Below are 24,116 nucleotides of genomic sequence, written 5' to 3' on the forward strand. Positions count from 1 at the left end.
CACCACGAGAGGCAGGCAGTTTCAGAAATTGAAAGTGATCTCTGAAGGGGAACCATTTCTAATTGATATATTATAGTTGCACTCATTCCCAATGTAAGTAGGAATAAACGGCTGGTTTACAGTGCGACCGTTCATATCAAAAACTGAAATGTTATAAAACTTTATTGATCGGCTGGCGGGTAAGCCATCGCAAGATTGAACACCATTGACTTCCATTGCCGCACCAAAAACCTGATTCACAGTTTGCAAGTAAGAACGAGTTTTTAGAGACGTTGAACCATTTCGCCCGGTCGTCTTGACAGTATATCCTCCCGTAGGAGCATCATAAGCTACCGTCCCTTGGATTATATCCCCAGCAAAAGATAATACAGGCACTGAATGGTAAGTCGTCCCAGCTTCGCAGCAATTCCAGCTAACCAAAGTCCATCCAGGAATACCATAATTATTCCAATCTAATACCGGTTGCAGAATTGAGACTAATGGGATTTGCTGCACGCCGGGAAAGAAAGCAACACTCTGGCCTTGGTTAATAGCCGGATCAGCGGGAACGACCCACGAGGCCGACAGGATGCCCAAACTGTTTTCCATTTGATAACTAGCATCTAACTTCCAACCGTCAACCATATCACTCGGCGATATTAGCTTCTTTTCCGGTTTTCGCTCTTGCCCTGCTCGGCTAAAATTCGAGTACTTACATTTCTCCAGTGCTCTTCTCTCACCGTTTTGCTTTTCTATGATCAATCCTGGAAGAACTATCTCGTCATTCTGCACGGTATGTACGCAACTCGGATGGAAATAACCGTTCGGTGTGATCACGTAGTCATTCGGCACATTCTTCGGCCGAGAGGAAAATATCTCCTGCGAGGCAGCATAGACCGGCGCTAGAAAGCCAACGAACGAGAGAAAAAGGCAGAATACATACAACAATAAACCTCTAACCCTAAACATAAAATCACCATTATTAATTAAAAATACAAAGTTATAATTATAAACATAATAAATTACATCAACTGTTAGCAATTCCAGCTTTATAATTTATGATCAAAAGCCTTCGCCACCGCAGGCATTAACTCATCACGCACCGACTCCGGCGTAAATGGCCCGACATGCTTATAGATAATCTTGCCATCGGGGCCGACGAGGAAGGTTTCCGGCACGCCGTAGACGCCCCATTCGATGGCTGAGCGGCCTGCACGGTCGGCACCGACGGCGGCAAAGGGATTGCCGAGATCGCCCAGAAAACGGCGGGCGTTTTCAGGCTGATCCTTATAATTGAGACCTACCAGACGGATGCGACTGTCCTTGGCTATTTCCATCAAAAGCGGATGCTCCTGACGGCAGGGAACGCACCACGATCCCCAGACATTCACAAGTGTCAGTTTGCCAATAAAATCTTCGCTGTTAAGGCCCGGCACCGGAACGCCGTCGCGCATCAGGCCTTCAACTGCCGGGAGATTGGTTTGCGGCGCTTGCTTGCCGATCAAAGCAGATGGAATGGCCGAGCTATCCTTGCCGGACAAAAGCTGCACCGCAAAGACGGCGGCAAGCCCAACAAAGACCAGCAGAGGCAGAAGCGCTACCCATGTGGCGCGCTTTTTCGGCGCTGCGGGCTTTTGCGTCGCCTCACTCATTGTGCCGATCCGGCTGGCTTCGAGGAACGGCGGCGCACGCCCTGCGCCTCAAGCCGCTTCAGCTCGTTTTTCTGGATACGCTGATTGATGATTATCCAGCCGACAGTCAGGACAAGCGCCACGATTGTGATGCCATAAGCAGCCACGACGAAGCCGAGATGATTGCTCATACCGCGCCCTCCTCCTGGATTTGTTTGCCGCGCTTGCGATCCGCGTTGCGGGCGGCCAGCTTCTTCATCGACGCCACGCGGCGGCGCCAGATTTCGTTGCGCATCGCCATCATATGCAGCGCAAAGAACAGCAGCGTGAAACCAATCGCCATCACGAACAGCGGGCGCAGCATGGATGCATCGATGGTCGGTCCGCCCATACGGAAAACCGACGCTGGCTGGTGCAACGTGTTCCACCAGTCGACCGAGAATTTAATGATCGGAATATTGATGAAGCCAACCAGCGTCAGCACGGCTACCGGCTTGGCGCTCTTGGCCGGATCGGCGAAGGCGCGCGACAGTGCGATAATACCGAGATACATCAGGAACAGCACGAAAACCGAGGTCAGGCGTGCGTCCCACACCCACCATGTGCCCCACATGGGTTTGCCCCAGAGCGAACCCGTAGCCAGCGCCAAGGCCGTGAACACGGCACCAAGCGGCGCGGCGGCCCGGATCGAGACATCGGCCAGCGGATGCCGCCAGACCAACGTTCCCAGTGCTGATACCGCCATGATCGAATAGCACATCATGGAAAGCCATGCGAAAGGCACATGGATATACATGATACGGACCGTGAGGCCCTGCTGGTAATCGTCTGGCGACAGGAAGACCATGGCGAGACCGCCAACAAGGAACAGAACGGCAAGCGCCGACAGCCACGGCAAAACCTTGCCCGCAAAGGCAAGGAAGCGGGTGGGGTTGGCCATATCGAGCCAGCTTGCGGTTTTCACAGCGTCTTTCGTCATGACCTATACTTAACCTCCCCCCTTATGCCGTTCAATTGACCGTAATCAACTGCGTCAATCCGCCGAACATGATGACCACCGAAAACCGGTTCCCACTTTTCGGGATCATGTTCAATCCGCTGAATTCTTGAGCGCAGCGCTCGCGGCCAGCGGCCCCAGCACCGCGAAAAACAGCGTGAGCGCGGACAGAACCAGAAATGGAGCGACAAAGGGGGCGTTGTCTACCGTCGCTCCATAAGAAGCAGATACACCAAAAATTAGAACCGGTATGGTGAGCGGCAGCACGATGACGGAAACAAGCAGTCCGCCGCGCGGCAAGGCCACTGCCAGCGCCGCACCGACTGCACCGACAAAGGCAATGGCGGGCGTGCCGACCAGAAGCGTCAGGGTTGTAGCGCCGATGGCTGCTGCATCCATATTCATGAAAAGGCCGAGCATGGGCGACGCGATCACCAGCGGCAACACGCTTGACGCCCAATGGGCGACGCATTTGACCAGCACCGTGAGCGCCAGCATATGCCGGTCGGAGCCGATCAGCAGAAGATCGAGAGAGCCATCGTCGCGGTCGACCTGAAACAGCCGGTCAAGCCCGAGCAGCGTCGCCAGCAGGGCGCCGATCCACAACATGGCCGGACCGATCCGCGCCAGCAGATTGAGGTCCGGGCCGACGCCAAATGGCATCACCGAAATGACGGCGAGAAAGAACAATATGCCGACCAGCGCGCCGCCACCCGCGCGAAAGCTCAGGCGCATGTCGCGAAGGAACAGCGCCAGCATCAAAAGGCCTCATGCGAGAAACCGGCCATATCGAGCGACTTGATAGAAATATTTCTGACTATCGCAGTTTCTGACGGGAAACCGGCCTCCACTTTCCCTGAAACGGCTTCCAGCCCCAGCGGAATATGCGTGGCAGCAATGATCATGCCGCCCTGTTGCAGATGGTCATGCATCAGCCCGGCAAAGCGCGCTTCGGATGCCTTGTCGAGACCTGCCGTCGGCTCATCGACAATCCATAGCGGACGATAACTGACAAGAAGCTTGGCAATGGAAACACGGCGCTTTTGCCCGGTGGAGAGATAGCCGAAGGGCAGATGTTCAACGCCGGGCAGATTGACGGCTTCCAGCGCCTCATCGACTTCAAGCAGCGGCGCAGTGGCGTCCTGACCGTTAAAGCGTTGCCAGAACAAAAGATTCTCGCGCACGCTCAAGGCTGGTTTCATCGCATTTTGATGGCCGAGATAATGGCAGGCTGCCTGCACCGGCAGTGATGCACCGCCTTCAGTCAACTCGATCCGCCCCTCTTCGGGCGCGAGCAAGCCGCAGATGATCCGCAGCAAGGTGGATTTGCCTGACCCGTTCGGGCCAGTGACCACCAGCGCCTCCCCGCTATCGAGCGTGAAAGAAAGGTTGGAGAAGATTGTCTCGCCGCCCCGTTCGCCGCCCAGATTTTCGGCCTCCAGCCGCATTTTCTCTCCTCAAAAACCAACCGCTTCCCAACTCGATGGAACAACCGGGAGGATCGCAACATTTCGCCGCAAGCAGGCGAATTCACGAGATTCAGTCTGGAATCGTTTTAGGAAACTCTCTATATAGCAGCTACCACGCCAGCGGTCGGCGTGGAAACCATTTTTGGCCGATCTCAACACCTGGCACCCGCAATAAAAAGTTCGGGACCCAGGCTTCGGGACGGACAGCGGAAATGACTGCACCCGCACCTTGGCGCGTCCTTGAAACGCTAGCCTAGGCGTTCGTCCTGGTTTTCCGGCCAGTAGCATAAGGACGAATGCAGTGTCACACATTGACAGCTTCAAATGCCGCAAGACCCTCACCGTAGGTGGTAAAGACTATGTCTATTACAGCCTGACCGAAGCCGAAAAGAACGGCCTCGAGGGTGTTTCCAAGCTTCCTTTCTCCATGAAGGTTCTACTTGAGAACCTGCTTCGCTTCGAGGACGACCGCTCCGTTAAGAAGTCGGACATCGAAGCTGTTGCCAAGTGGCTTGCCGACCGCGGCAAAGCCGGCGCAGAAATCGCCTACCGCCCAGCCCGCGTTCTCATGCAGGACTTCACTGGCGTTCCAGCCGTTGTAGACCTTGCAGCAATGCGCGACGGCCTCAAGGCGCTCGGCGGCGACCCGGAAAAGATCAATCCGCTCGTGCCCGTAGATCTGGTCATTGATCACTCGGTCATCGTTGACGAATTCGGCAATCCAAGCGCGTTCAAGGCCAATGTGGACCTCGAATATCAGCGCAACGGCGAACGCTACCGCTTCCTGAAATGGGGCCAGCAGGCGTTCCAGAATTTCCGCGTTGTTCCTCCTGGCACCGGCATCTGCCATCAGGTGAACCTCGAATATCTGGCCCAGGCAGTCTGGACCAAGGAAGAAGACGGCGAAACGATAGCCTATCCCGACACATGCGTCGGCACCGACAGCCACACAACCATGGTCAACGGCCTTGGCGTTCTGGGCTGGGGCGTGGGCGGCATCGAAGCTGAAGCTGCCATGCTCGGCCAGCCGGTTTCCATGCTTCTGCCGGAAGTTATCGGCTTCCGCCTGACCGGCAAGGTCAAGGAAGGCGTCACCGCGACCGACCTCGTGCTTACTGTCACGCAGATGCTGCGCAAGAAGGGCGTCGTCGGCAAGTTCGTCGAATTCTTCGGTGAAGGCCTCGAAAACATGACGCTGGCCGACCGTGCGACCATTGCCAATATGGGCCCGGAATATGGCGCAACCTGCGGCTTCTTCCCGGTTGACAGCGAAACGCTGAACTACATGAACACCACCGGTCGCGATGAGCATCGCATCGAGCTGGTTGAAGCTTACTGCCGTGCGCAGGGCATGTGGCGCGACAAGGGTGCAGCCGATCCGGTCTTCACCGACATTCTCGAACTCGACATGGCCGACGTCGTTCCGTCGATGGCCGGTCCGAAGCGTCCGGAAGGTCGTATTCCGCTGGAAAACATCGGTTCCGGTTTCGCAACCTCGCTGGAAAACGAGTACAAGAAGACCACCGGCCAGACCACGCGCTATGCCGTTGAAGGCGAAGACTTCGACCTCGGCCATGGCGATGTGGTGATCGCCGCCATCACATCCTGCACCAACACCTCGAACCCGAGCGTGCTGATTGCTGCCGGGCTGCTGGCTCGCAACGCCGTCGCCAAGGGTCTCAAGACCAAGCCTTGGGTCAAGACGTCGCTTGCTCCCGGCTCTCAGGTCGTTGCCGCCTATCTCGAATCCGCTGGTCTCCAGAAGGATCTCGATGCACTCGGCTTCAACCTCGTCGGTTTCGGCTGCACGACCTGTATCGGCAATTCCGGCCCGCTGCCAGCGCCAATCTCCAAGACGATCAACGAAAAGGGCCTGATCGCGGCTGCCGTTCTGTCCGGCAACCGTAACTTCGAAGGCCGCGTCTCTCCGGACGTGCAGGCAAACTACCTTGCTTCGCCGCCACTCGTCGTCGCCCACGCTCTTGCCGGTACGGTCACCAAGGACCTGACCAAGGAGCCACTTGGCGAAGACCAGAACGGCAACCCGGTATTCCTGCGCGACATCTGGCCTTCCTCGAAGGAAATCCAGGAGTTCATCGCCAAGAACGTCACCCGCAAAATCTTCTCGGAGAAATATGCAGACGTATTCAAGGGCGATGCCAACTGGCAGGCCGTTCAGGTTCCTGCCGGCCAGACCTATGCGTGGGACGATAACTCGACCTATGTGCAGAACCCGCCTTACTTCGTTGGCATGGGCAAGTCGGCAGGTCAGATCGGCGACGTCAAGGGCGCTCGTATTCTTGGTCTCTTCGGCGACAAGATCACGACCGACCACATTTCGCCTGCTGGTTCCATCAAGGCTCAGTCGCCTGCCGGCAAGTATCTCATCGACCATGGCGTCGGCATTGCCGACTTCAACCAGTACGGCACGCGTCGCGGCAACCATGAAGTGATGATGCGCGGCACCTTCGCAAATATCCGTATTCGCAACCACATGCTGGGCGAAAACGGACGTGAAGGCGGCTACACCATCCACTACCCGTCGAAGGAAGAAACCTCGATCTATGATGCTGCCATGCAGTACAAGGCCGAGGGTGTGCCGCTCGTCGTTTTTGCAGGCGTCGAATACGGTAACGGTTCTTCGCGTGACTGGGCTGCCAAGGGCACCAACCTGCTCGGCGTCAAGGCCGTGATCGCACAGTCCTTCGAGCGTATTCACCGCTCCAACCTCGTCGGCATGGGCATTGTGCCTTTCGTCTTCGAGGAAGGCACCAGCTGGCAGACGCTTGGCCTCAAGGGCGACGAAATCGTCACCATCGAAGGTCTTGCCGATGTGCGTCCGCGTCAGAAGGTCGACGCTTCCATCACCTATGCCGACGGCTCGGTGAAGAAGGTTCCGCTGATCTGCCGCATCGATACGCTGGACGAGCTGGACTACATGAAGAATGGCGGCATTCTGCAGACCGTTCTGCGCGATCTCGCCGCTTAATCGGCACTCGATTGAAACGAAAAGCCGCCGGATCACTTCGGCGGCTTTTTTATTTTCCGGCAGTTTCAACGCCGAATCTCTCATTTTCGCGATTTTCGCGCCCGAATCCCGACATTTCGGGATTGATATGACGCAAATAGAGCACACTTGCCCCGGAATCTCACCGCAACGTGAATTCCCATTGATCGACGCAATTCCTACATAATAGATGTCATCATCAATTAGTGCAGGATGAAACTAAAGTGACCGCTCAGCCGTCTTTTTATGGAACAGCCACATGGCTGACCGGCGATTTCCAGCCGGGTTGGCGCAACATATGCGCCGTTCTGGGGCTGGCTTTCACCGGTTGCGTCTCCATGCAAGGCTCCGCTTTGGCTGAAGCTGCGCCGAAGAAGACTGCCGTTATCGAGCTTTTCACCAGCCAGGGCTGCAAATCCTGCCCGAAGGCTGACGATAATTTTGCCAAATTCGCCGATGATCCGAGCGTTCTGGCGCTGTCGTTTCACGTCAATTACTGGGATTATATGGGGTGGCGCGACACGCTTGCCACCCAGGATAATACCGACCGGCAGAATGCCTATCGCAATTCCTTCAACGCGCGCATGATCTATACGCCGCAGGCCATCATCAATGGCCGGGCAGAAGTCAACGGTCGCGATGCGGGGGCTATCAACGCACAGATCGCTGCCGACAAGCTGACTGTGCCTGTCACGATCAACCGTCTCGATGATGGCCGTCTGTCGATCGAAATTGGCGCTGGTGAAAAGCCGAAATCGCCGGTGCATGTGGTGCTGTTCTATTTCCGCGATGCAGTGACCATACCGATCACCGAGGGCGAGAATGCCGGTCAGGATATCACTTACCGAAACACGGTGAGCGAGATCAACACCATCGGCATGTGGGACGGCAAACCGCTGAAAATCGAACTCCCCGCCTCCGAATTGAAGCGCAAGGATGTTTCAGGTTGTGCCGTTATTCTGCAGGAAACCCGGGACGACAATTCGCTCGGGCGTATCCATGGTGCCGCCATGTTCAAGGAAAAAGCGCCAGTCGGGTTCTGACCGCAGCGGTTTCATCACAAACCATAGTCTTCAAATCCGGCAGTATTGTCGGGTGTCGAACACGATCATCGCTTTTCGCGGGCTTCGGTTTCGAAGTGTCTGGAAGGAAGTATCAGTGTTGCGGCTCGGTCGGACGAAGAAGGTTGGTTCGGCTCGGGCAGTCCTTTGGGCGGGGGGCTTGGGGTCGGACATACCCGAACCGAACCGTCTCAGGCAACACGTGGATGCTGAAGCCATAATCAGGCTGGAATGCGAAGCTGACAAGGCGAAAATGTGTTCGCCGATCACCATTACAGACAGACTTTCGTTTTTCGTGAACAACTAATGCACGATCAAATAGGCAGCGAATCTGACTTTTTTTTGAGGGAAATCCCGGTCAATTAAACAGCCAAGACGCCGCCTGCACTTGAATTTGTTTCACAAAAGCATCACCCTACTGTCATGCGCTTCGTTTCAGCGAAGACGCGCCTGCCGCTTCGCCACCCACAGGGCTGAAAGGAAGGACATGGATATTTCAAGCGCAGCAAATGAGGATTCATCATCCTCGTCCAACGCGTCTGCGTCGACAAAGGTCGTCTCACTCGACCGCGCCAGACCAACCCCCTCCACCATCAGTTTCGACCGGCATGAACTTGGCAAGATCCTGAACATCTATGGCCGCATGGTCGCCGCCGGTGCATGGCGTGACTACGCCATCGACCACCTGACTGACCGGGCCGTCTTTTCCATCTTCCGGCGCGCCAGCGAGGTGCCGCTGTTCCGCATCGAGAAAAATCCCAAGCTGGCCCAGAAGCAGGGTGCTTATTCGGTCATCGCCGCAAGTGGGCTGATCATGAAGCGCGGCCATGAGCTGGAACGCGTGCTGCGCGTTTTCGACAAGAGCCTGAAACTCGTCGAGGCCTGAACGTCGGCGCGCTCAGGATGAGGATAGCGGCGGCGCTCCCGGCTCAAGCGTGCGTCCGCCGTTGAGCGGCAACTGCATCAGCACAGTATCCAGCCAGCGCCCGTGCTTGAAGCCTGAACCCTCAATTCGTCCGCAATGCTGGAAGCCCAGGCTTTCATGCAGCCGCACCGAACCAATATTGTTCTCGCCATCGCCGATGACGGCCAGCAGCTGCCGAAAACCCGCCGCCGTTACCCGTTCGATCACCTCGCGCAGGAGAAGCTTGCCGACGCCCTTATTCTTGGCCTCTGGCGCGATATAGATCGAATCCTCCGCAAGCCAGCGATAGGCCGGTCTGGTGCGGAAATAGCTGGCATAGGCATAGCCCAGCACCACACCCTCCTCTTCCGCAATCAGAATTGGGAAACCCTGCTCGACAAAACCCTCAAAGCGCTGTCGCAAATCTTCACGCGACGGTGGCTCGACTTCGTAGGAGCCGGAACCGTTCAGCACGGCTTCGGTATAGATTGCAGTGATGGCATCTATATCGGTGGGGTTAAAATCGCGGACGATGGGCATGAGGCAGAACCGGAGAAATGATTTTACACATTTCCAGAATGCATCATGAAACGATCGGACAAAAGCAAAAAGGGCAGCGTTTCCGCTGCCCTTTCGCATTCCAGCTTCTTCTGCTGATTAGTTACGGTTGCCCATGAACTGCAGCAGGAAGGTGAACATGTTGATGAAGTCGAGGTAGAGACGCAGCGCGCCCATCACGACCTTGCGGCCCTGCGTATCCGAAGCATCGCCTTCGTAATACATTTCCTTGATCGACTGCGTGTCGTAGGCGGTGAGGCCTGCGAAGATCAGAACGCCGATCACCGAGATTGCAAACTGCAATGCCGAGGAGCCGAGGAAGATGTTGACGACCGAAGCCAGGATCAGGCCGAACAGGCCCATGATCAGGAACGAGCCCATAGCGGACAGGTCACGCTTGGTCGTGTAGCCGTAGAGCGACAGCGCACCGAAGGACGCGGCGGTCACGAAGAAGGTGCGAACGATGCTCTGGCCGGTGAAGACCAGGAAGATCGACGACAGCGACAGGCCGACGAGAGCTGCATAGCCCCAGAAGACGGCGTTAGCGGTCGAGACCGAAAGACGTTCGATGCGGAAGCTCAGGAAGAACACTGCCGCCAGCGGCGCAAGCATCACCACCCAGCGCAACGGCGAGGTATAGAGCGCGACGCCAAGGCCCGTGAGCATCTTGCCGTTAGCAAGCTGCGCGACGGCTGCGGACGGGTCCGTCGTCGTTGCGAGTGCCGCAACGGCGAATGCAGCAAGGCCGGTAACGGCCAGGCCGATAGCCATCATGTTGTAAACGCCCAGCATATAGCTGCGCAAACCCTGATCGATGCCTGCATCGGCGCGAGCGCCGCCTACGGGCCTCTGCTGCGCCTGAATATTGCGAAAGTCAGCCATGACTTAAATCCTCTTGCCATGTCCCGTCCGGTGTCGGGGCGCTCATTCCGGCGAGCCGCCGCCAGGCGCCGCTGGCGGGACTCCAGCATGCCTGCCTGACATTATGGGGATTATGGCCCTCACGTACAAGTACCGCCTGTAAAAAAACGCGAGGGTCACAGCGAAAAACCGAACCGCATTCTCCATACGATCCAATGGCTTATGCTTTTTTAGCCCTACACATTACAAAACGCTCATATAGTCCGGAGCACTTGTGCAGGCTTCTGGCCCAGCACCCGCCATGTACCGGCCAATCCGAAACCGACCGTCAGCACCAGCGCAACCGCTACGGTCATCAGCGCCACATCGGGCAGGAAGCTCGCCTTGAGCTTCATGATTTCCACCACGACATACCAGCCAGCCGCACTACCGGCGGCAAGTGCAAAAAGCGCGGTTGCGAGACCGAGCAGCATATATTCCATCACATAGGCTGCAATCAGCGTGCCGCGTGTGGCCCCCAGCGTCTTCAGGACGACAGCATCGTGCACCCGGGCGCGGTTGCCCGCAGCCAGCGCACCGCCCAGCACCAGAACCGAAGCGGCAAGCGCAATGGAAGCCGCAGCGCGAATGGCTGTTGCAAGCTGGCTGATGAGATCATTGGCGACATTGAGCGCATCGGTCACGCTGACGGTCGTGACAGCGGGCCATGTCTTGGTGACTTGTCGGAGTACATCAGGCGCGCGGTTTTTCTGGCCGTCCGGAATGGTGAGCGTCGCAAGCCATGTCGCCGGCGCACCGGCAAAGGTGTTGGGCGAAAACACCATGACGAAATTCATCGCCAGCGTTTCCCACTGCACCTGACGGAAGCTCGCGATTTTTGCCGTGATGTTGCGGCCCAGCACATTGACCGTCACCTTGTCACCGAGCTTCAGCCCCAGTTCCTTGCCTTCCCGTTCGGAGAAAGAGACCAGCGGCTCACCGCTATATTCGGCAGGCCACCATTCGCCCTCGCTCAGCGTCGAATTATCCGGCACCTTGTCGGCAAATGTAATGCCGCGGTCGCCGCGCAGAACCCAGGCCGCCTCGGGCGGAATGGTCATGTCGCGGACATTGGCACCGTTGAAAGCCACGATACGCCCGCGCAGCATTGGGCCGGAAGTGAGCTTGCCGTCTGGCACGATGCCGCTCACCAGCTTGGTGAAATCGCCAATGTCGCGGTTCTGGATATCGACGAAAAAGAAATCCGGCGCCTGTGCCGGAATATTCTCCGTGACCTGACGGCGCAGATTGCCATCGATCAGCGCAATCGCCACCATCAGCGTGAGGCCTAGGCCGAGCGAAAGCACCACTGAAGGCGTCAGGGCGCCGGGGCGGTGAATATTGCCGACAGCAAGCCGCAGCGCCGTCGAGCGCACACGCGGTGCGCGGCGGGCGAGCCAGCGTATGCCATCGGCCACAAGCCGCAGCACGCCGAAAGCGGCAATGGCCGAGACGATGAAGATCGCCGCAATGCGCCGGTCATAGGCAACGTATAGCGCCAGAGCAGCGAGAGCCGCAATCAGCAGAACCGCCAGCCCCAGATAAAGCAGCGGCGGCAGACCACGCTGCTCAAAGCCCTGCTCGCGGAACAGGGCCGTCGCCGGAATATCGCGGGCGCGACCCAGCGGAATGATCGCAAAGGCGAGCGTGGTGATCAGGCCGAAGACGGCGGCGAGCGCCAGCGCGCCGGGAAAGAAACCGCCGCCACCGGCGACCGGCAGATAATTGGCCAGCACTATTCCAGCAGCAAACGGAATAATCGCCGCCAGAATAAGCCCAAGCACAATACCGATCAGGCCGATCACCATGATCTGCACCAGATAGACCAGAACCGCAAAGCGCGCAGGCGCGCCAAGCGACTTGAAGGTCGCGATCACACCGCGCTTGCCGTCAAGATAGGCACGCACAGCATTGGCGACACCGACACCGCCGACGATCAGCGCCGTCAGGCCAACCAGCGTGAGAAATTGTGAGAAGCGCTCGATATTGGCGCTCAGCGCCGGAGCGGCATTGGCGCGGGAGCGGATATTCCATCCGGCATCCGGGAAATCGGCGGTGGCCAGCCGTCTGACTTCGGCAATTGCCGAATCTGGCGCGCCATTGGGAAGCGCGACCTTATAAACATGGTCGACAAGGCTTCCCGGCTGGATCAAACCCGAAGCCCGTAGGCCATCAAGCGAAACCAGAAAACGCGGTGCAAAATTGAAGCCGGACGAAAGAAGGTCCGGTTCGCTTTCGATCACACCGCGCAATTCGAATGTTTGCGAACCGAGCAGCACCTTTGCGCCGAGCGACAGCCCCATGCGGTTGAGAAAATCCTGGGAGACCGCAGCGCCGTAAACATCGCCTTTGACAGCCGTCATATCGGCCAGCGACTGTTCTGGTGCGACCTTCAACGTACCATAGAGCGGATAGGCGGCATCGACCGCCTTAACCTCGACCAGCGACTGGTCGGACCCATCCGGCATACGGGCCATGGAGCGCATCGTTGCGCTTTCGGCCATCCTGCCCTGCTTTTCGATAAAGGCGCGCTCATCGGCGGATGCTTCGCGCTGATTGAGCGCAAAGCTGACATCGCCGCCAAGGATGCTCTGACCTTCCGACGCAATGCCTGTGCTGACCGACCGCGCCACGGAATTGACGCCGCCGATAGCCGCCACGCCAAGCGCGATACAGGCCAGAAAAATATAGAACCCGGCAAGTCCGCCGCGCATTTCGCGCAGTGCGAAGCGGAGTGCCAGCGAAAGCGACGTCGCAGATTTCATGCGCCAGCCACCAGTTTCTCAAGCACCGCACCACCCTTGGCCGGTTCTTCTATGCGACCGGAACGGACGGGAATCTCGCGGTCGCAACGCGCGGCCAGCGACGGATCGTGGGTAACGAGCACCATGGTCAGCCCGTTTTCGCGCTGTTTGGCGAAGAGCAGATCGGCAATCTGCCGCCCCGTCGTGGTGTCGAGATTACCGGTCGGCTCGTCGGCGATCAGAATTTTCGGCGACGGCGCAAGCGCACGTGCAATCGCCACGCGCTGCTGCTCGCCGCCGGACAGCTCGGACGGATAATGCGTCAGCCGTTCGCCAAGCCCAACGGCCTTCAACTCGCGTTCCGCAACTTCGAATGCGTCTCGGCGTCCGGCCAGTTCCAGCGGAACCGCCACATTTTCCAGCGCCGTCATATTGGGGATCAGGTGAAACGACTGGAACACAATGCCGATATTGGCCCCACGGAAAGCAGCGGCCTGATCCTCGCTCATCTGGCTGATCGTCTCGCCCGCAATCTTCACAGTTCCGTTATCGACATGCTCCAGCCCTGCCAGAACCATGAGAAGTGTGGATTTGCCCGAACCGGACGGACCGACAATGCCCACGGACTGGCCGCTGGCAATATTGAGGGAGACACCTTTCAGCACATGCACCGATGATGCAGCATGGCCAAGCGTCAGATGAACGTTCTCAAGTTCGATAATCGGGCCAACAGCCTGTTCCGTCACGCGGTTTTCTTCCTATATGAATCAGTAGAACTGAAGGGCGCGCCACAAATTTGAACTTATGTTGCGCCAACACTTGAATAAATCACGTGAGCTGTCGCTCACCCTTTTACCGAATATGGGTTGCCAACGATGCGTTTCAAACTCTCAATTCCGGCATGGCTCTCGATTTTTGCGATCCTCGGATCAGTTTTTGCTGGCAGCGTCTATGCCCAGCAGGAGCCGGCACAGGAAGACCCGACGGGTCTTGAAGACGCTCTGCCGACCGAACAGCTTTCGCAGGTCAAGGTTGTCGGCTTCGGTGACAGCCTGATGGCCGGCTATCTCCTGCCCGTCAATGCCGCCTTTCCGCAGCAGCTTGAAAAAGCGCTGAACGACAAGGGCGTCGAGGTTTCAATTGAAAATGCAGGCGTATCGGGCGACACGACCACGGGCGGCCTGTCACGCATCGACTGGTCCATCCCCGATGGAACCGATCTCGTCATTCTTGAACTCGGCGCCAACGATGCGCTGCGCGGCATCCAGCCCGACATTACGGAAAAGAATCTGGACGACATGCTGGCGCGCCTCAAGGAGCGCGGCATTTCCGTCATTCTGGCAGGCATGATCGCCCCACCCAATATGGGCAAGGACTATGCCGCCAAGTTCAACCCGATTTATCCGAAGCTGGCGCAGAAATATGGCGTGCCGCTCTACCCGTTTTTCCTCGACGGCGTAGCAACCAAGAAGGATCTTCTGCTCGAGGATGGAATGCACCCCAACGAAAAAGGTGTCGAAGCAATGGTGGCAAACTTTATGCCCACTATCGAAAAAAGCCTGTCCGACATGCAAAACAAGGGGACATCAGGAGGCTGAAACCCGTTAGGAGCATAAACAGCTTGCTCCGGGACTCAAACGATGATTCGCTACAAATGCATCGACTTAGCCGAATCGATTTCTGACAGGTACGATGTTTTGACTCTCTAGGTTAGAGTGTCCTTTATGCGTCCACGACGCATAGCGCTCTGACACAGAACGCTTCGAGGAGGATGCCTTATGCCGCGTCTTTTCACTGCCCTCGAAATCCCGCGCGATGCTGCGCTCTCGCTGTCATTATTGCGAGGCGGTCTCCCCGGCGCACGCTGGATTGATGTCGAAAACTACCACATAACGTTGCGTTTTATCGGAGATGTGGAAGGCCATGTGGCCGACGAGGTTGCCAATGCGCTTGATCGTGTGCGGCGACCCGAATTCATGCTCAACCTGTCGGGTGTCAATGCGTTCGGTTCCAAAAAGCCGCACAGCATTTATGCGGGTGTATCCCCGTCGCCTGAACTCAACGCATTGCAGGCGGAAATCGAACGCATCTGCCAGAGGCTGCACATTCCCGCTGACCCGCGCAAATTCACACCCCATGTGACGCTTGCGCGGCTTCGCAACGCTCGCATCGACGATGTCGTGCGTTACCTTTCTTCACGCGGCAATTTCGCGACGCCACCCTTCAAGGTGGGCCGTTTCGTGTTGATGTCCTCCCGCGATTCCGTGGGCGGCGGACCTTACATTGTTGAAGAAGCCTGGCCTTTGGTGGCGTCCACCCGCCAGAACTGGTCGGCCAGCGCTTTCGAAGACGCCAGAACCATCCGGTAAACCAGCTCGAAATCCCCGGTTCCGCCATAATAGGGATCGGGGATTTCAACTGCCTTTCCCTCTGCAATCTCGGTGAACAGCCCAACATGCGCGCTTGCATTTGCAGGCTGCCGTTGCGCGATCATCCGCATATTGTAGCGGTCCATCCCAAGGATCAGGTCGAAGCGGCTGAAATCGGCGGCGATCAGCTGGCGACATCGTTGTGCGCTGATATCGAGACCATGACGCGCCGCAACGCTGATGGACCGTTCATCGGGTTCTTCTCCCGTGTGATAACCGTTCGTCCCTGCCGAATCGATCAGCACATTGCGGACACCACGTGCTTCAAGAACATGTCCCATCACGCCCTCGGCAAGCGGTGAACGGCAGATATTGCCGGCGCAGATGAAAAGAATGCTGGTCGGTTTCTCTATGGTCACGGAACCCTCGCGCTCATGATAAGTTAGTTCAAGAACCGCAACATAGGCGAAAGACGATGGCACGCAACCGGCTGACTGCAGACGAACTGAAACAGGCGCTGGCCGAACTGGAGGGCTGGCAGAAGGTGGATGATCGCGAGGCGATCACCAAAAGCTTCAAGTTCAAGGACTTCAACGCCGCTTTCGGCTTCATGACACGGGCAGCGCTTTACGCCGAAAAACTCGACCATCATCCTGAATGGTTCAATGTCTATAACCGCGTCGATGTCACGTTAGCGACCCACAGCGAGAATGGCATCACAGACCTAGACATCAAAATGGCGCGCAAGATGAATGCGATAGCCACCTCTTAGAGCCTGAATCAAAAAGCGGCATGTGTGTGCGAAAATGGTGATTTTCGAGTACCGGAGCGGAGCGTACTAAAGGTACGTGAGCACCGGAATGTAGAAAATTGACATTTGCAGCCACACAGTACGACTTTTGGAACAGGCTCTTAAACCTTTGAAATATAAACCATGATGATCTTCTTCTGGTAATTGAAGCTGCCGTCGCGGTTCCGGCACGAATAGGGCAGCGCTTTGGTCAGATCGATGCGATCACCCCAGTTCTGGCCAAGCGCGCCGCCATTGATACTTCGGATAAAGACATCGCCGACAGCAATGGCCGAGTGGAAAATATGCCCGGCCCTAACATCGTAGAACCCGATGGCGCGGCCATAGGTGATGGCGGAATAGCCGTTCCACTGCTCTCCGGCACGGAAGTTCAACAGCGGAATCCAGTTCTGCCCGGAGGTTCCGCGCAAGGTATGCTCGGAAATGCCCGCACCCAGAAGAAAGCGCATATAAGCCGTTGCGTCGTAGCAAACATTGTCTTTCACATCGACGGTGATGTGGTCGCTTAAATCCTGCGCCGATGCGAGCTGGTTTCCGCGATAGAACTGACTCGTCCGGTCAGCACGAACAAAGTTCTCGCCATAGCCGGTAAGATGCATGAACAGTCTCCATTCAATCAGATCAAGAAGCTGACCCAGACCCAAAACTGACCTTGGGCTGGCCGGACCTATAATCCGGTGATTTGGGATGGAGGTTGTAGCTGATGGTTCTTGCAGGATGCTGCCTGCCCTGAACGAGCAAAAACTTGAAAACCGGGGCGATACCCCCCATTTTCGATCATGTCATTTTCGGCCCCTCATAGGCCGCGATCTGACTGACAGGAGTTTGCTCGACGATGGATAGCGTCAAAATTGGTGAAATCCTTGAACCCGGCAGCGAAAGCGATTTCAAGAAACGCAGCGAACGGGTGAAGCAAGGTTTCTGGAAGGCCGCACGCCGCGCCGGTCGGATGGTGCCCTTCATGGATGAAGTGGTGGCCGCCTATTATTGCGCCCTCGATCAGAAGACACCGACACGCGTGCGCATGACGCTGATGGCGGCGCTTGCCTATTTCGTGCTGCCCTTCGACATTATCCCCGACATGCTGGTCGGCATCGGCTTTACCGACGATGTCGCCGTGCTGATGGCCGCCCTTACCGCCGTGCGCACGCATATTACGCCTGCGCACCGGTTGGCGGCGCGTCAGGCGCTGGAAGAGGTTGAGGGAGTAAGGGAGTAAGGGAGTAAGGGAGTAAGGGAGTAAGGGAGTAAGTTCTCACAATCCTGAACCCGTACAAGCCCTTAAACTAGGCGGTGAGCCAGAACATATTTGTCGTCATTTGCAGCCCGGATGGCGACTTTCGGACCAGACACTTAATTGTGAAGCCGCAACTTCCCCCTTCATCCCCTATTCCCTTATTCCCCTACTGCCCTACTCCCCTCCTGTCATATTCCAGCCGCTTTCTTTGCATTGATGTGGAGCCTGGGGTGGCGATCAGCCCTTGCTCGTTCAAGTTTTCTTTCAAAACTTCACCGTTTGGTAACCCAGATTAAGGCACTTTAATCGGCAACTGAGCGGGGCGGCGTGTAGAACGGCGGCATCCCGATATTCGAGTTTGAAGCAAACGAAAGAGAACCGGTAAAAGATCATGCTTGGAAAATCGATCGTCGCGGCTTCGGTGTTTACAATTGCAATGGCGGGCTCGGCCCTCGCCCAGACACCGACCCAGATTAAACAGTTCGACGCCTGGGGCGCCTATAGCTACAAGGCGGGCAACGGCAAGGTTTGCTATGTCCTCTCCGTTCCGACTGTGAAGGCTCCGGCCTCGGTCGACCACGGCGACAATTTCTTCCTGATCAGCCAGAAGCCGGGCCAGAACATCTCGTTCGAGCCGCAGTTCATGGCGGGGTATGACCTGAACCCCAACGCCAAGGTTACCGTCAGCGTCGGCAGCAACCGTTTCACCATGTTCGTGAACGGCAAGTCGGGCTGGATGGAAAATGCCGCTGAAGAGCCGAAGCTCATCGCAGCCATGAAATCCGGTCAGGATCTCAAGGTCGAGGCGCAGTCGAAGCGCGGCACCAAGACCAATTACACCTATTCGCTGAAGGGTGTTTCGGCAGCTCTCGCCGCGATCCAGAACTGCAAGTAAGCGACTTTTCGTCGAATACGGACTGAATTTTCAGAGTCGGAGCCTTTGCTCCGGCTTTTTTCTTTTGTGTCAGTTCCGCCAATCTTGCATGACAGCCGGGATGATCGAACGGGATGACGGACGCCTTATTCTATGCTAAGAGCGCGCGGAACAAGGCTCGCATATGCAGATGACAGAGCCCATATACTCCTTGCAATCAGGGCAATCGGGCCCGAATTGATCGGCGCGCGTCATCGCGGTCGCCCCTTAACAGTTGAAAACAGATGTCTATTTCGTTCGACCTTACCATTGATGATACGCGCGACCAGCTTGCCCGCCATGTGCGCGCCAATCTGGAAGCAAAGCCGTCGCTCATCGGCATGTCGCGCGAGGAAATGGCCGAAGCGCTCGTCAAGTCCGGTGTGCCGGAACGTCAGGTGAAGATGCGCATCAGCCAGCTCTGGCACTGGCTTTATGTGCGCGGCGTTTCCGATTTCGCTGACATGCGCAATATTTCCAAGGATCTGCGCGCCATGCTGGCGGAGCATTTCACCATTGCGCGCCCGGAAGTGGTCGAAGAACAGATTTCTCAGGACGGCACCCGCAAGTGGCTGTTCCGCTTTCCGCCGCGCGGCGCAGGTCGCCCGGTCGAGATCGAAAGCGTCTATATCCCCGAAGAAGGCCGTGGCACGCTGTGCGTTTCCAGCCAGGTCGGCTGCACGCTCACCTGCTCGTTTTGCCATACCGGCACACAGAAGCTGGTGCGCAATCTGACCTCGGAAGAAATTCTGGCACAGCTTCTGACCGCCCGCGACCGGCTCGGCGATTTTCCGGACAAGGATACGCCCGACGGCGCCATGGTGCCTGCCGAAGGCCGCAAGATCACCAATATCGTGATGATGGGCATGGGCGAGCCGCTCTATAATTTCGAGGAAGTGAAGAAGGCCCTGATCATCGCCTCCGATGGCGACGGGCTGTCGCTTTCCAAGCGTCGCATCACGCTTTCGACCTCGGGCGTCGTGCCGGAAATCTATCGCACCGGTGATGAGATCGGGGTTATGCTCGCCATTTCGCTGCACGCCGTGCGCGACGAGTTGCGCGACATCCTCGTGCCGATCAACAAGAAGTATCCGCTGGAACAGCTGGTCAAGGCCTGCCGCGAATATCCCGGCCTGTCGAATGCCAAGCGCATCACATTCGAATATGTGATGCTGAAGGACATCAATGACAGCCTGGAAGATGCAAAGCTTCTGGTGAAGCTGTTGCAGGGCATTCCGGCCAAGATCAATCTCATTCCGTTCAACCCGTGGCCCGGCACCAACTACCAGTGCTCGGACTGGGAGCAGATCGAACGTTTTGCCGATTACGTCAACGCAGCCGGTTATGCCTCGCCGATCCGCACCCCACGCGGTCGCGACATTCTCGCGGCCTGCGGCCAGCTGAAGTCGGAATCCGAACGCATGCGCAAGAGCGAACGCCTTGCGCTGGAAGCCATGATGATCGCCGGACACGGCGAATAAACGGAACAAGCGAGCGCGCGTGAACGATACATTCGACTACATAATGCGCTTCGTCGTTATTCTCTTTGGCTATTGCTGCGGCCTTCTGGCAACCGGCTGGTTTCTGGCCGCCATCCTGTTTCGCAGCATCGGCGTCGATGCACTGATGGACGATTTCGCCATGATGGCCGGGGCCAGCAATACGGAAGCCGCCACGCTTTGGGCGACAACCAGCTTCTGGAGCAGTGTGTTCGTCGGTGGTTTTGTCGTGGCCATGCTGGCAGGCGGCATCAGCTTCCTGCCTGCGGCTATCGTCATTCTGCTTGCCGAAGCACGCGGCTATCGCTCGTCGGTGTTTTATTGCGTTGTGGGAGCCGTGATCGGTCTTGGAACTGCTGGAACCGCCATTCCGTTTCGCGGCTCGGACGACTGGCCGGAAATGCCGCTCTGGATTGCTGCCTTCGTGGGCGCGGGCATTGTAGGCGGCTTCATCTACTGGCTGATTGCAGGCCGCAATGCCGGACGGCTTTCCGACCGCCCGGCAGGATAATCAAGGCATAAAGCTTATTTCGCCTGCGCGGTGATGATTTTCAGCGCGAAAGCCGAAAACACACCGGCAAACAACCAATCCACAATGCGCGTGACTGTCGGGTTCTTCTTCAGAAGGCCTGCAAATCTGTCGGCTGCCAGGACCATTGGCACGGTAAAGGGTAGCGCCAGCGGAATGAAGGACAGGCCGAGGAAAAACAGTTTGCCCATCGCATGCGGATCGTGTGCGGAAACAAACTGCGGCAGGAAGGTCATGTTGAACAGAATGATCTTCGGGTTGAGCAGATTGATGCCAAGCCCTGTCGCCCAGTTCTGAACCAGCGTGTGCTTTTTACCACCGTTCTTTTCCGGCGAAAACGCCGAGCCCTTGCGGATTGCCTGTACGGCGAGCCAGACGAGATAGCCGGCACCCACCACCTTCAGCACAGTGAAAGCAGCCGGAGACGCGATAATCAGCGCCGAAAGCCCCAGCGCCACCATCGTCGTATGGATGACGATGCCGGTATTTGCGCCTGCCATGCAGGCAAAACCGGCCGCCTTGCCTTCAGACAAGGCGCGCCCGACGAACAGCGTCATATCCGGGCCAGGCGTGATGGAAAGAATGGCGGTTGCAATCGCGAACTGGACGAAAATGGTCCATTCGGGAATGAAGGTCAGGTTTGTCAGGAATGACATGCGCGTAGCTCCGAAAATTCGCGGCAAAATAGAGCGGTTTCTGTTCTGACAGAATCGTCGGAACCGCTCTATTTGGTTTGCTTTGAGCATTATCCTATGCATCGAAGCGGGATCAGAAATCAGTCCAGTGGACTGATTTCCCCGCGTAGACGCTTCGCACTTTTGCTGGAAATGCTCTAACGCGAATCAAATCTCGCCGCTACTGGATTCTCTGGTCTTTTCGATAAGTCGCAGCCATCCTGCTTGCACGTGGCTTAGCAACTGATAAAAGGACAGCAACATCCAATTCCCAAGCCCTGCGGATGCTCTTCCCGAGCGGACAATGGGGCATCCATCGTATCGGAAGTTGACTATGAGCAAGTGGAAAGACGTTAAGAAGGTCGTACTCGCCTATTCGGGCGGTCTCGACACCTCGATCATCCTGAAATGGCTTCAGACGGAGCTCGGCGCGGAAGTCGTGACTTTCACTGCCGATCTGGGTCAGGGCGAAGAACTTGAACCGGCACGCAAGAAAGCGGAAATGCTGGGCATCAAGGAAATCTTCATTGAGGATGTGCGCGAAGAATTCGTGCGCGATTTCGTTTTCCCGATGTTCCGCGCCAATGCCGTCTATGAAGGCGTTTATCTGCTCGGCACGTCGATTGCCCGTCCGCTGATTTCCAAGCATCTCATCGAGATTGCCAAGAAGACCGGCGCAGACGCCATTGCGCACGGCGCGACCGGCAAGGGCAACGATCAGGTTCGCTTCGAGCTTTCCGCTTATGCCCTGAACCCGGACATCAAGATCATCGCTCCATGGCGCGACTGGTCGTTCAAGAGCCGCACGCATCTGCTCGAATTCGCCGAACAGCACCAGATTCCGGTTGCCAAGGACAAGAAGGGCGAAGCGCCGTTCTCCGTCGATGCCAACCTGCTGCACTCCTCGTCCGAGGGCAAGGTTCTGGAAGATCCGGCACTCGAAGCACCAGAATATGTGCATATGCGCACCATTTCGCCGGAAGCAGCGCCCGACAAGGCAACGATCATCAAGATCGGCTTTGAAAAGGGCGACGCCGTTTCGATCAATGGCCAGCGTCTTTCGCCTGCAACGCTTCTTGCCAAGCTCAATGAATATGGCCGCGACAACGGCATCGGTCGTCTCGACCTCGTGGAAAACCGCTTCGTCGGCATGAAGTCGCGTGGCGTCTACGAAACGCCGGGCGGCACGATCCTGCTGGCAGCTCACCGCGCCATCGAATCGATCACGCTCGACCGCGGTGCTGCTCACCTCAAGGACGAGCTGATGCCGCGCTATGCGGAACTGATCTATTACGGCTTCTGGTTCTCGCCGGAACGCGAAATGCTGCAGGCCGCAATCGATCTCAGCCAGAAGAACGTCGAAGGCGAAGTCACTCTCAAGCTCTACAAGGGCAATGTGATGGTGATCGGCCGTGAGTCGGACAAGTCGCTTTATTCCGACAAGCTCGTGACCTTCGAAGACGATCAGGGCGCTTACGACCAGAAGGATGCAGCGGGCTTCATCAAGCTCAACGCGCTGCGCCTGCGGACGCTCGCCGCGCGCGACCGCCGTTAGGCATTGATCTTCAGGCTCTGATGGCCTGCAAATGGCCGTTTTCTGCGCTTCCGGTGCTCACGTACCTTTAAGTACGCTGCGCGCCGGTTCTCGAAAACCACCATTTTCAGCTCACCAGCGCCAGAATCTCAACAGCCTAAGGTCTACCGTTCTGGAAACGCCCTCCCTCATCGGAGGGCGTTTTTCTTTGCCTGAATTTTCTTTTCTATGAAGAATCCGACACGCCGACAGGGATCGGACGTTTCCCTGCTTGACTCTTTTCAGAGTCGATTCAATACTGGAACAAATAGAGAACGAAAGCGACTTCGGCAAAACAGGCAGGCAGGCTTGCCTCCGGAACCGCGCAATCAAACACAGACAGATTACAGGAATTTTGACGTGAGCGGCATCGACATCGCGACGTTGCGGCGCATGGTTACCGCCATTGAAGGCAACGATCCGCAAGGAAACTTTGCTGGCGATACAGGTGCCGGTTTCGGGCGCGCAAACAGCTTCGCGCTTGGCCATGCGGCGGCGGACACCGCCTTTCCGCATGGGTTTGCTGGCGATGCCTTGCATGAGGTTTTCGCGGAAAATCCCGGTGCGCATATGGCGGCAACGGGCTTTGCGCTCGCCATGGCATTGCGAGCCACACAGAAGCAGCGACCGATCATTTGGATCGAGGAGGAAACGGCGACAAGCGAGTATGGCGGGCTCTACCCGCCGGGACTGTATGCTTTCGGCATCGATCCGCACCGGCTGCTGATCGTGCGCTGTCCGAATGCGCAGGATGTGCTGAAGGCCGCCAATGATGTGCTGGAAGCAGGAACCGGCGGCAAGGCTTCGCATCTGGTTTCCGGCATCGTTGCCTCGATAACCGGCCAGCCGAAATGCCTCGACCTGACGGCCTCACGCCGCCTGCTGCTGGCAGCGGAGACAGCGCAACTGCCGGTCATCCTGCTTCGAAGCCATCGCACCGGCGTGCAAAGCGCTGCCGTCAGCCGATGGCGTGTGGCCCCTGCGCCCTCGCGCTCCAGCGGGGCCAATGCGCCCGGGAAACCGGCCTTTCTGGCCGTTCTGGAGCGCAACCGTCATGGCACATGCGGCCAGTGGATCATGGAATGGAACAATGAAACCCTTGAATTCGGCATCAGAGAACGGGAAGGAAGCGGTAGCGTCGGCATCCATGGCGTCCTCCATGGCGTTCATGGCGCTGTGGTTTCCGTTTCTGCCGACGGACAGGCTGCACCGCGCCGGGCGATCTGATGCGTCCTCCGGGCAAGCATCCGACGCGCTGCCG

At 57.2% G+C, this 24,116-nt stretch carries 25 protein-coding genes; 12 read left to right on the forward strand and 13 right to left on the reverse strand.

Annotated elements, in window-relative coordinates:
- Window positions 1–21: 21 nt before the first annotated feature.
- The 6 genes from FGI60_RS03300 to ccmA all read right to left on the reverse strand — a co-directional run bounded on the left by FGI60_RS03300 (window position 22) and on the right by ccmA (window position 4,055).
- Window positions 22–1,020 carry a hypothetical protein gene (locus FGI60_RS03300; protein ID WP_138783940.1) on the reverse strand — a complete coding sequence of 333 codons (999 nt, stop codon included), beginning with the start codon at window positions 1,018–1,020 and terminating at the stop codon, window positions 22–24.
- Window positions 1,021–1,028: 8 nt separating this feature from the next.
- Complete coding sequence (locus FGI60_RS03305) at window positions 1,029–1,631, reverse strand: DsbE family thiol:disulfide interchange protein (RefSeq protein ID WP_138783941.1); 603 nt, start codon at window positions 1,629–1,631, stop codon at window positions 1,029–1,031.
- A complete protein-coding gene (ccmD, locus tag FGI60_RS03310; protein WP_138783942.1) occupies window positions 1,628–1,801 on the reverse strand; it encodes a heme exporter protein CcmD in 174 nt (57 codons plus the stop codon). The genes FGI60_RS03305 and ccmD overlap by 4 nt, the downstream gene beginning before the upstream one ends.
- Window positions 1,798–2,589 (reverse strand): heme ABC transporter permease, encoded by a 792-nt coding sequence (locus FGI60_RS03315; RefSeq protein WP_138783943.1) that lies wholly within the window; start codon window positions 2,587–2,589, stop codon window positions 1,798–1,800. Before FGI60_RS03315 ends, ccmD begins: the two co-directional genes overlap by 4 nt.
- Before the next feature lie 111 nt (window positions 2,590–2,700).
- On the reverse strand, window positions 2,701–3,366 hold the full coding sequence (ccmB, locus tag FGI60_RS03320; protein WP_138783944.1) for a heme exporter protein CcmB: 666 nt from the start codon (window positions 3,364–3,366) through the stop codon (window positions 2,701–2,703).
- The gene (gene ccmA, locus FGI60_RS03325; protein ID WP_138783945.1) at window positions 3,366–4,055 is read right to left on the reverse strand and encodes a heme ABC exporter ATP-binding protein CcmA; all 690 of its coding nucleotides are present in this window, start codon (window positions 4,053–4,055) and stop codon (window positions 3,366–3,368) included. Before ccmA ends, ccmB begins: the two co-directional genes overlap by 1 nt.
- A gap of 322 nt (window positions 4,056–4,377) precedes the next feature.
- Here ccmA and acnA point away from each other — a divergent pair, with 322 nt between their 5' ends.
- From acnA to FGI60_RS03345, 3 genes are all read left to right on the forward strand, one after another.
- Entirely contained in the window at window positions 4,378–7,065 is a 2,688-nt protein-coding gene (gene acnA / locus FGI60_RS03335) for an aconitate hydratase AcnA (RefSeq protein WP_138783946.1), read from the forward strand.
- Window positions 7,066–7,391: 326 nt separating this feature from the next.
- Window positions 7,392–8,126 carry a DUF1223 domain-containing protein gene (locus FGI60_RS03340; RefSeq protein WP_138784229.1) on the forward strand — a complete coding sequence of 245 codons (735 nt, stop codon included), beginning with the start codon at window positions 7,392–7,394 and terminating at the stop codon, window positions 8,124–8,126.
- A gap of 505 nt (window positions 8,127–8,631) precedes the next feature.
- Window positions 8,632–9,030, forward strand: coding sequence for a DUF2794 domain-containing protein (locus FGI60_RS03345; RefSeq protein ID WP_138783947.1), 399 nt, complete (start codon window positions 8,632–8,634; stop codon window positions 9,028–9,030).
- Window positions 9,031–9,042: 12 nt separating this feature from the next.
- On the opposite strand, the gene FGI60_RS03350 is transcribed toward FGI60_RS03345, so the two are convergent.
- The 4 genes from FGI60_RS03350 to FGI60_RS03365 all read right to left on the reverse strand — a co-directional run bounded on the left by FGI60_RS03350 (window position 9,043) and on the right by FGI60_RS03365 (window position 13,996).
- Complete coding sequence (locus FGI60_RS03350; RefSeq protein ID WP_138783948.1) at window positions 9,043–9,588, reverse strand: GNAT family N-acetyltransferase; 546 nt, start codon at window positions 9,586–9,588, stop codon at window positions 9,043–9,045.
- 117 nt (window positions 9,589–9,705) lie between these two features.
- Window positions 9,706–10,488, reverse strand: coding sequence for a Bax inhibitor-1/YccA family protein (locus FGI60_RS03355; protein ID WP_078339693.1), 783 nt, complete (start codon window positions 10,486–10,488; stop codon window positions 9,706–9,708).
- A 233-nt stretch (window positions 10,489–10,721) separates the two neighbouring features.
- Complete coding sequence (locus FGI60_RS03360; RefSeq protein WP_138783949.1) at window positions 10,722–13,271, reverse strand: ABC transporter permease; 2,550 nt, start codon at window positions 13,269–13,271, stop codon at window positions 10,722–10,724.
- On the reverse strand, window positions 13,268–13,996 hold the full coding sequence (locus FGI60_RS03365; RefSeq protein ID WP_138783950.1) for an ABC transporter ATP-binding protein: 729 nt from the start codon (window positions 13,994–13,996) through the stop codon (window positions 13,268–13,270). The genes FGI60_RS03360 and FGI60_RS03365 overlap by 4 nt, the downstream gene beginning before the upstream one ends.
- A 129-nt stretch (window positions 13,997–14,125) precedes the next feature.
- Here FGI60_RS03365 and FGI60_RS03370 point away from each other — a divergent pair, with 129 nt between their 5' ends.
- Window positions 14,126–14,848, forward strand: coding sequence for an arylesterase (locus tag FGI60_RS03370; protein WP_078339696.1), 723 nt, complete (start codon window positions 14,126–14,128; stop codon window positions 14,846–14,848).
- 180 nt (window positions 14,849–15,028) lie between these two features.
- Complete coding sequence (gene thpR, locus FGI60_RS03375; RefSeq protein WP_078339697.1) at window positions 15,029–15,619, forward strand: RNA 2',3'-cyclic phosphodiesterase; 591 nt, start codon at window positions 15,029–15,031, stop codon at window positions 15,617–15,619.
- On the opposite strand, the gene FGI60_RS03380 is transcribed toward thpR, so the two are convergent.
- The gene (locus FGI60_RS03380; RefSeq protein WP_078339710.1) at window positions 15,529–16,038 is read right to left on the reverse strand and encodes a low molecular weight protein-tyrosine-phosphatase; all 510 of its coding nucleotides are present in this window, start codon (window positions 16,036–16,038) and stop codon (window positions 15,529–15,531) included. The genes thpR and FGI60_RS03380 overlap by 91 nt on opposite strands.
- Window positions 16,039–16,094: 56 nt before the next feature.
- Between FGI60_RS03380 and FGI60_RS03385 the strand changes: the two genes are divergently transcribed.
- Entirely contained in the window at window positions 16,095–16,391 is a 297-nt protein-coding gene (locus FGI60_RS03385; protein WP_138783951.1) for a 4a-hydroxytetrahydrobiopterin dehydratase, read from the forward strand.
- Window positions 16,392–16,531: 140 nt separating this feature from the next.
- On the opposite strand, the gene FGI60_RS03395 is transcribed toward FGI60_RS03385, so the two are convergent.
- A complete protein-coding gene (locus tag FGI60_RS03395; RefSeq protein ID WP_138783952.1) occupies window positions 16,532–17,029 on the reverse strand; it encodes a hypothetical protein in 498 nt (165 codons plus the stop codon).
- Between the two features lie 236 nt (window positions 17,030–17,265).
- Here FGI60_RS03395 and FGI60_RS03400 point away from each other — a divergent pair, with 236 nt between their 5' ends.
- The 4 genes from FGI60_RS03400 (at window position 17,266) to FGI60_RS03420 (ending at window position 20,590) form a co-directional block, all read left to right on the forward strand.
- Window positions 17,266–17,649 (forward strand): YkvA family protein, encoded by a 384-nt coding sequence (locus FGI60_RS03400; RefSeq protein WP_138783953.1) that lies wholly within the window; start codon window positions 17,266–17,268, stop codon window positions 17,647–17,649.
- A 409-nt stretch (window positions 17,650–18,058) separates the two neighbouring features.
- Window positions 18,059–18,562, forward strand: coding sequence for an invasion associated locus B family protein (locus FGI60_RS03405; RefSeq protein WP_113533733.1), 504 nt, complete (start codon window positions 18,059–18,061; stop codon window positions 18,560–18,562).
- A gap of 263 nt (window positions 18,563–18,825) precedes the next feature.
- Window positions 18,826–20,061, forward strand: a complete 1,236-nt coding sequence (gene rlmN / locus FGI60_RS03415) for a 23S rRNA (adenine(2503)-C(2))-methyltransferase RlmN (RefSeq protein ID WP_138783954.1) — start codon at window positions 18,826–18,828, stop codon at window positions 20,059–20,061.
- Window positions 20,062–20,080: 19 nt separating this feature from the next.
- On the forward strand, window positions 20,081–20,590 hold the full coding sequence (locus tag FGI60_RS03420) for a hypothetical protein (protein WP_138783955.1): 510 nt from the start codon (window positions 20,081–20,083) through the stop codon (window positions 20,588–20,590).
- Window positions 20,591–20,604: 14 nt separating this feature from the next.
- Here FGI60_RS03420 and FGI60_RS03425 read toward each other — a convergent pair whose 3' ends face one another.
- Window positions 20,605–21,264: a LysE family translocator gene (locus FGI60_RS03425; protein ID WP_138783956.1), complete on the reverse strand. Its 660-nt coding sequence runs from the start codon at window positions 21,262–21,264 to the stop codon at window positions 20,605–20,607.
- Window positions 21,265–21,616: 352 nt separating this feature from the next.
- Here FGI60_RS03425 and FGI60_RS03430 point away from each other — a divergent pair, with 352 nt between their 5' ends.
- Together FGI60_RS03430 and FGI60_RS03435 are read left to right on the forward strand one after the other, a co-directional pair.
- Complete coding sequence (locus FGI60_RS03430; RefSeq protein ID WP_109368119.1) at window positions 21,617–22,837, forward strand: argininosuccinate synthase; 1,221 nt, start codon at window positions 21,617–21,619, stop codon at window positions 22,835–22,837.
- A 378-nt stretch (window positions 22,838–23,215) separates the two neighbouring features.
- Window positions 23,216–24,082, forward strand: a complete 867-nt coding sequence (locus tag FGI60_RS03435) for an ImuA family protein (protein ID WP_138783957.1) — start codon at window positions 23,216–23,218, stop codon at window positions 24,080–24,082.
- Window positions 24,083–24,116 lie beyond the last annotated feature (34 nt).

The organism is Brucella haematophila, from assembly GCF_005938105.1.
GTDB lineage: Bacteria > Pseudomonadota > Alphaproteobacteria > Rhizobiales > Rhizobiaceae > Brucella > Brucella haematophila.